The 4468-nt window shown below is 72.3% G+C and carries 6 protein-coding genes; 5 read left to right on the plus strand and 1 reads right to left on the minus strand.

Features of this window, described 5'->3' with window-relative positions:
- Positions 1-122 precede the first annotated feature (122 nt).
- Positions 123-1055 carry a tRNA (adenosine(37)-N6)-dimethylallyltransferase MiaA gene (gene miaA / locus QR78_RS30820; RefSeq protein ID WP_048431448.1) on the minus strand — a complete coding sequence of 311 codons (933 nt, stop codon included), beginning with the start codon at positions 1053-1055 and terminating at the stop codon, positions 123-125.
- 62 nt (positions 1056-1117) lie between these two features.
- Here miaA and serB point away from each other — a divergent pair, with 62 nt between their 5' ends.
- The 5 genes from serB to QR78_RS30845 all read left to right on the plus strand — a co-directional run bounded on the left by serB (position 1118) and on the right by QR78_RS30845 (position 4363).
- The gene (serB, locus tag QR78_RS30825; RefSeq protein WP_048431449.1) at positions 1118-2014 is read left to right on the plus strand and encodes a phosphoserine phosphatase SerB; all 897 of its coding nucleotides are present in this window, start codon (positions 1118-1120) and stop codon (positions 2012-2014) included.
- A 156-nt stretch (positions 2015-2170) separates the two neighbouring features.
- The gene (locus tag QR78_RS30830) at positions 2171-2800 is read left to right on the plus strand and encodes a DNA-3-methyladenine glycosylase I (protein WP_048431450.1); all 630 of its coding nucleotides are present in this window, start codon (positions 2171-2173) and stop codon (positions 2798-2800) included.
- 26 nt (positions 2801-2826) lie between these two features.
- Positions 2827-3411, plus strand: a complete 585-nt coding sequence (locus QR78_RS30835; protein WP_048431451.1) for an HD domain-containing protein — start codon at positions 2827-2829, stop codon at positions 3409-3411.
- A 19-nt stretch (positions 3412-3430) separates the two neighbouring features.
- The gene (locus QR78_RS30840; RefSeq protein ID WP_048431452.1) at positions 3431-3943 is read left to right on the plus strand and encodes a tyrosine phosphatase family protein; all 513 of its coding nucleotides are present in this window, start codon (positions 3431-3433) and stop codon (positions 3941-3943) included.
- A 129-nt stretch (positions 3944-4072) separates the two neighbouring features.
- Positions 4073-4363 (plus strand): exodeoxyribonuclease VII small subunit, encoded by a 291-nt coding sequence (locus tag QR78_RS30845; protein WP_048431453.1) that lies wholly within the window; start codon positions 4073-4075, stop codon positions 4361-4363.
- Positions 4364-4468 lie beyond the last annotated feature (105 nt).

A 4468-nucleotide genomic window follows, 5' to 3' on the forward strand; every position in this document is an offset into this window, starting at 1 on the left:
GTGATACGAGATCCGGAAGATGACTTCCGGATCTCGTATCACCAGCCAGCGCGGCGCCTGAGCGAAGCCGCTTTCCGCATCGCGAAGCGATCAATCGGAAAGCGTATGAGCGGGGGCCGCCGTCACGCGGGCCCGTCCCATATCCCCGCCTCGACCCCGGCCATCGCCGCCTCCGGCGCCAGCCAGGTCCAGTCCGGCCCGGCCTGGTGGCGGAACCACGTCACCTGCCGCTTGGCGTAGCGGCGCGTATCGGCCTGGCCCCGCGCCACCGCCTCGTCATACGGGAGGTCGCCGCGCAGATGCGCGATCAGCCCCGGCACACCATGGGCGCGCATCACCGGCAGCATCGGGTCGAGGTCGCGGGCGGCCAGCGCCTCCACCTCGTCGAGGGCGCCGGCCGCCATCATGGCGAGGAAGCGGGCATCGATCCGGGCCCGCAACGCGTCTCGATCCGGCGTGAGGAAGAGCTTGATGCAGGGCAGGCCGGTGAGGGGACCCGGCCGGCGGGCGGCCTGGAAGGCGGCGATCGGCCGGCCCGTGGCGGTCAGCACCTCGAGCGCGCGCAGCACCCGCAGGCGGTCGTGGGGGTCGAGCCGGGCGGCGCCCGCGGGATCGCGGGCCGCGAGGGCGGCGTGCAGCTCGGGCGTCCCGCGCCCCTCCGCCTCGGCCCGCACCGCGGCGCGGATCGCGTCGGGCACCGGCGGGATCTCGGACAGGCCCTCGGTCAGCCCCATGAAATAGAGCCCGGTGCCGCCGACGACGATCGGCAGGCGGTCCGCCTCCCAGGCGTCCGCCAAGGCCGCACCGGCCGCGGCGAGGTAATGCCCGACGGAAAAGTTCACCGCGCCGTCGACGCTGCCATAGAGGCGGTGGGGCGCCTGCGCCGCCTCGTCCGGGGCGGGGCGGGCGGTCAGGAGGTGCAGGTCGCGGTAGACCTGCATCGAATCGGCGTTGATCACCACGCCGCCGTGCCGGCGGGCCAGCGCCAGCGCCAGCGCCGACTTGCCCGAGGCGGTCGGCCCTGCGATGAGGATCGCCCGAACCCGCCCGTCCATGCCTGCCCCTCTTCACGCGCGCGGGCGGGACGCGCCGCCTGAGACGAGCCCCGAGATCCCCGATGACCCTGGTCGCCACCCTGATAGCAAACCCGGAGCGCCCCGCCATCACCGACGCGGTGCTGGCCGAGGCACGGGCGCTGCTGGCGACCGAGCATCAACCGCGGATCCTGCACGGCGAGGTCGCGGCCGAGATCCTGGTCGAGGGCGCGCCCGCCGCGGCTCCCGCGCTCGCCGAGCGCCTGCGCGCGGCGCTCGCCGGCGAGCCGATCGACGTCGCCGTGCAGGCGGTGACGTCCCACCGGCGCAAGCGGCTCTTCCTCGCCGACATGGATTCCACCATGATCGGCCAGGAATGCATCGACGAGCTCGCCGACGAGGTCGGCCTCAAGGAGCACGTCGCGGCGATCACCGAGCGGGCGATGCGCGGCGAGATCGCCTTCGAGCCGGCGCTCCGCGAGCGGGTCGCCCTGCTCAAGGGCCTGCCGCTCGCGGCGGTCGAGGCGGTGATCGCGCAGCGCATCACCCTGATGCCGGGCGGGCTCACGCTGGTACGCACCCTCAAGGCCCACGGCGCCTACACGGCCCTGGTCTCGGGCGGCTTCACCCTGTTCACCGGGCCGGTGGCGGCGCGGATCGGGTTCGACGAGCACCGCTCCAACCGCCTCGTGACCGAGGGCGACACCCTCGCCGGCGCCGTGGCGGAGCCGATCGTCGGGCGCGAGGCCAAGCGCGACGCGCTCGTCGAGCTGCGCACCCGCCTCGGCCTCGACCCGGCCGAGACCCTGGCGGTCGGCGACGGCGCCAACGACCTCGCGATGCTGGAGGAGGCGGGCCTCGGCGTCGCGTTCCGGGCCAAACCCGCGGTCGCCGCCGCGGCCCATGCCCGCATCGATCATGGCGACCTCACCGGGCTCCTCTACCTGCAGGGCTTCGCGGCGGCCGAGTTCGTCGGGTAGAGCGCTTCACGATCGCGTTGCAATCGCGAAGCTCTCTAGGTTTTTGATTTTGCCGCTTTTTCGTCGACGAACCGGCATCCACTTCGTCGGAAAATGCTCTAGCGTGAGTTCGCCGGGTCGCTTGCCTCGCAGCCCCGCATCGTGACACGAGACCGGATGTCGACCGGACTGATCCTGCATCCCGACGGGCACCCGCGCTGCTGGTGGCCGGGCACCGACCCGCTCTACGTCGCCTATCACGACACCGAGTGGGGCGTGCCCGAGCACGACGACCGCGCCCTCTACGAGAAGCTGATCCTCGACGGATTCCAGGCCGGCCTGTCCTGGATCACCATCCTGCGCCGGCGCGACGGTTTTCGGAGTGCCTTCGCGGGATTCGAGCCGGAGGCGATCGCGCGGTTCGGTCCGGCGGAGGTCGAGGCGCTGATGCAGGATACCGGCATCATCCGCAACCGCGCCAAGATCGAGGCGACGATCCGCAGCGCGCGAGCCTGGCTCGCCATCCAGGAGCGCGGCCCCGGCTTCTCCGCCTTCCTGTGGGACTTCGTCGACGGGCGCCCGCTCCAGACGAAGGCCGAGACCCGCGCCGAGATCCCGACCGAGACCGAGATCTCGCGAAAGATGTCGAAGGCGCTCAAGGCGGAGGGGTTCGGCTTTTGCGGCCCGACCATCGTGTACGCCTTCATGCAGGCGGTCGGCATGCTCAACGACCACCTCGTCGGCTGCTGCCGTCACGCGCCCTGCGCCGCCCTGCCGGGACCGGGTGGCCTCGGGGTTCGGACGTGAGCGCCCAACCGCGGGCGTGGCAGCGGATGCTGTCGGGGCGGCGCCTCGACCTCCTCGATCCCTCGCCCCTCGACGTCGAGATCGCCGACATCGCCCACGGGCTCGCCCGCGTCGCGCGCTGGAACGGCCAGACCGCGGGCCCGCACGTCTTCTCGGTGGCCCAGCATTCGCTGCTCGTCGAGGCGATCGGCGGCGCCTTCGAGCCGGCGCTCGGAGCCGCCGGGCGGCTGGAACTGCTGCTCCACGATGCGCCCGAATACGTGATCGGCGACATCATCTCGCCGTTCAAGGCGGCGATCGGCCATTCCTACAAGGCGGTCGAGACCCGGCTGCTCGCGGCGATCCGCCTGCGCTTCGGCCTCGCGCCGGCGCCGAGCGCCGCGACGCAGCGCCTGATCAAGCGCGCCGACCGCCTGAGCGCCTATTACGAGGCGACGCGGCTCGCCGGCTTCGCAGAGGCCGAGGCCGTGCGGGTGTTCGGCAAGCCCGAGCGCGTCGAGGCATCCCTCGACGCGCTGCTCGTCCCCTGGCCCACCGCCGAGGCGCAGGGCGCCTTCCTCGCCCGCTTCCACGCCCTCGCCGAGGCGGGGCAGGCGGCCCACGCTTCCTAGACAAGGACCCTCCGCCGCCATGCCGACCCTGCACGTCTGCCCCCTGTCCCGCCTGCCCGAGACCGTGGACGCGACGGGTGCGCGCCACGTTGTGACGCTGATCAACGTCGGCACGCCGGTGATCCGGCCTCCCAGCATCGCCGAGGCCGACCACCTGTTCGTCGGGGTGAGCGACATCACCGACGCCCTCGACGGCCACGTCCTGCCCGACGAGGCGCATGTCCGGCGCCTCCTCGACTTCGTGCGCGCCTGGCCTCGCCAGCAGCCCCTGGTGATCCACTGCTACGCCGGCATCAGCCGCTCGACCGCGGCCGCCTTCATCGCGACCTGCGCCCTGCGGCCCGATCGGGACGAGGCCGAGATCGCCCGCGAGCTGCGCGCCGCCTCGCCCTCGGCGACGCCGAACCGGCGCCTCGTCGCGGTGGCGGATGCGATGCTCGGCCGGGACGGGCGCATGGTGGCGGCCATCGCGGCGATCGGCCGCGGTGCGGACGCCTTCGAAGGCGAGCCCTTCAGCGTCACCATCGAGTGATTCTACTGTGGCCGAAAGGCAGCCCTGGCGCGCAAACGGGCATCCGCACTCCTGCGTCGCCGGGGAAGGGTTGTTTCACGTCACCTCACTCGCCATAACCCGATGCTCATCATGGGAGCATCGTCACGCATGTCCGCAGCCCGGTCCGATGCCAGCCGCGCGGCAGCCTCCGCACCCGCCGGCCCGACCGGAACCGCGGATCTGCCGTTCGAGAAAGCCCTCGAGGAACTCGAGGGCATCGTTCAGCGCCTGGAACAGGGCAATGTCCCGCTCGACGAATCCGTCGCGATCTACGAGCGGGGCGAAGCCCTGAAGCGCCATTGCGAGACGCTGCTGCAGCGGGCCGAGGCGCGCATCCAGCGCATCACCCTCGGGGCGGACGGACGTGCCGCCGGGACGGCGCCACTTGATGTCGCCTGATCGCTCCCATTCATCCCGCGCCGGATTCCGGCGGCGGGTTTCCTCCTTCCGGACGTGAGGATGGCTCCGGTGTCACCGCTCAACCTTCCCCTCCTCGACCGCGTC

Origin of the sequence: Methylobacterium indicum (assembly GCF_001043895.1) — a bacterium.
Taxonomy (GTDB): Bacteria; Pseudomonadota; Alphaproteobacteria; order Rhizobiales; family Beijerinckiaceae; genus Methylobacterium; species Methylobacterium indicum.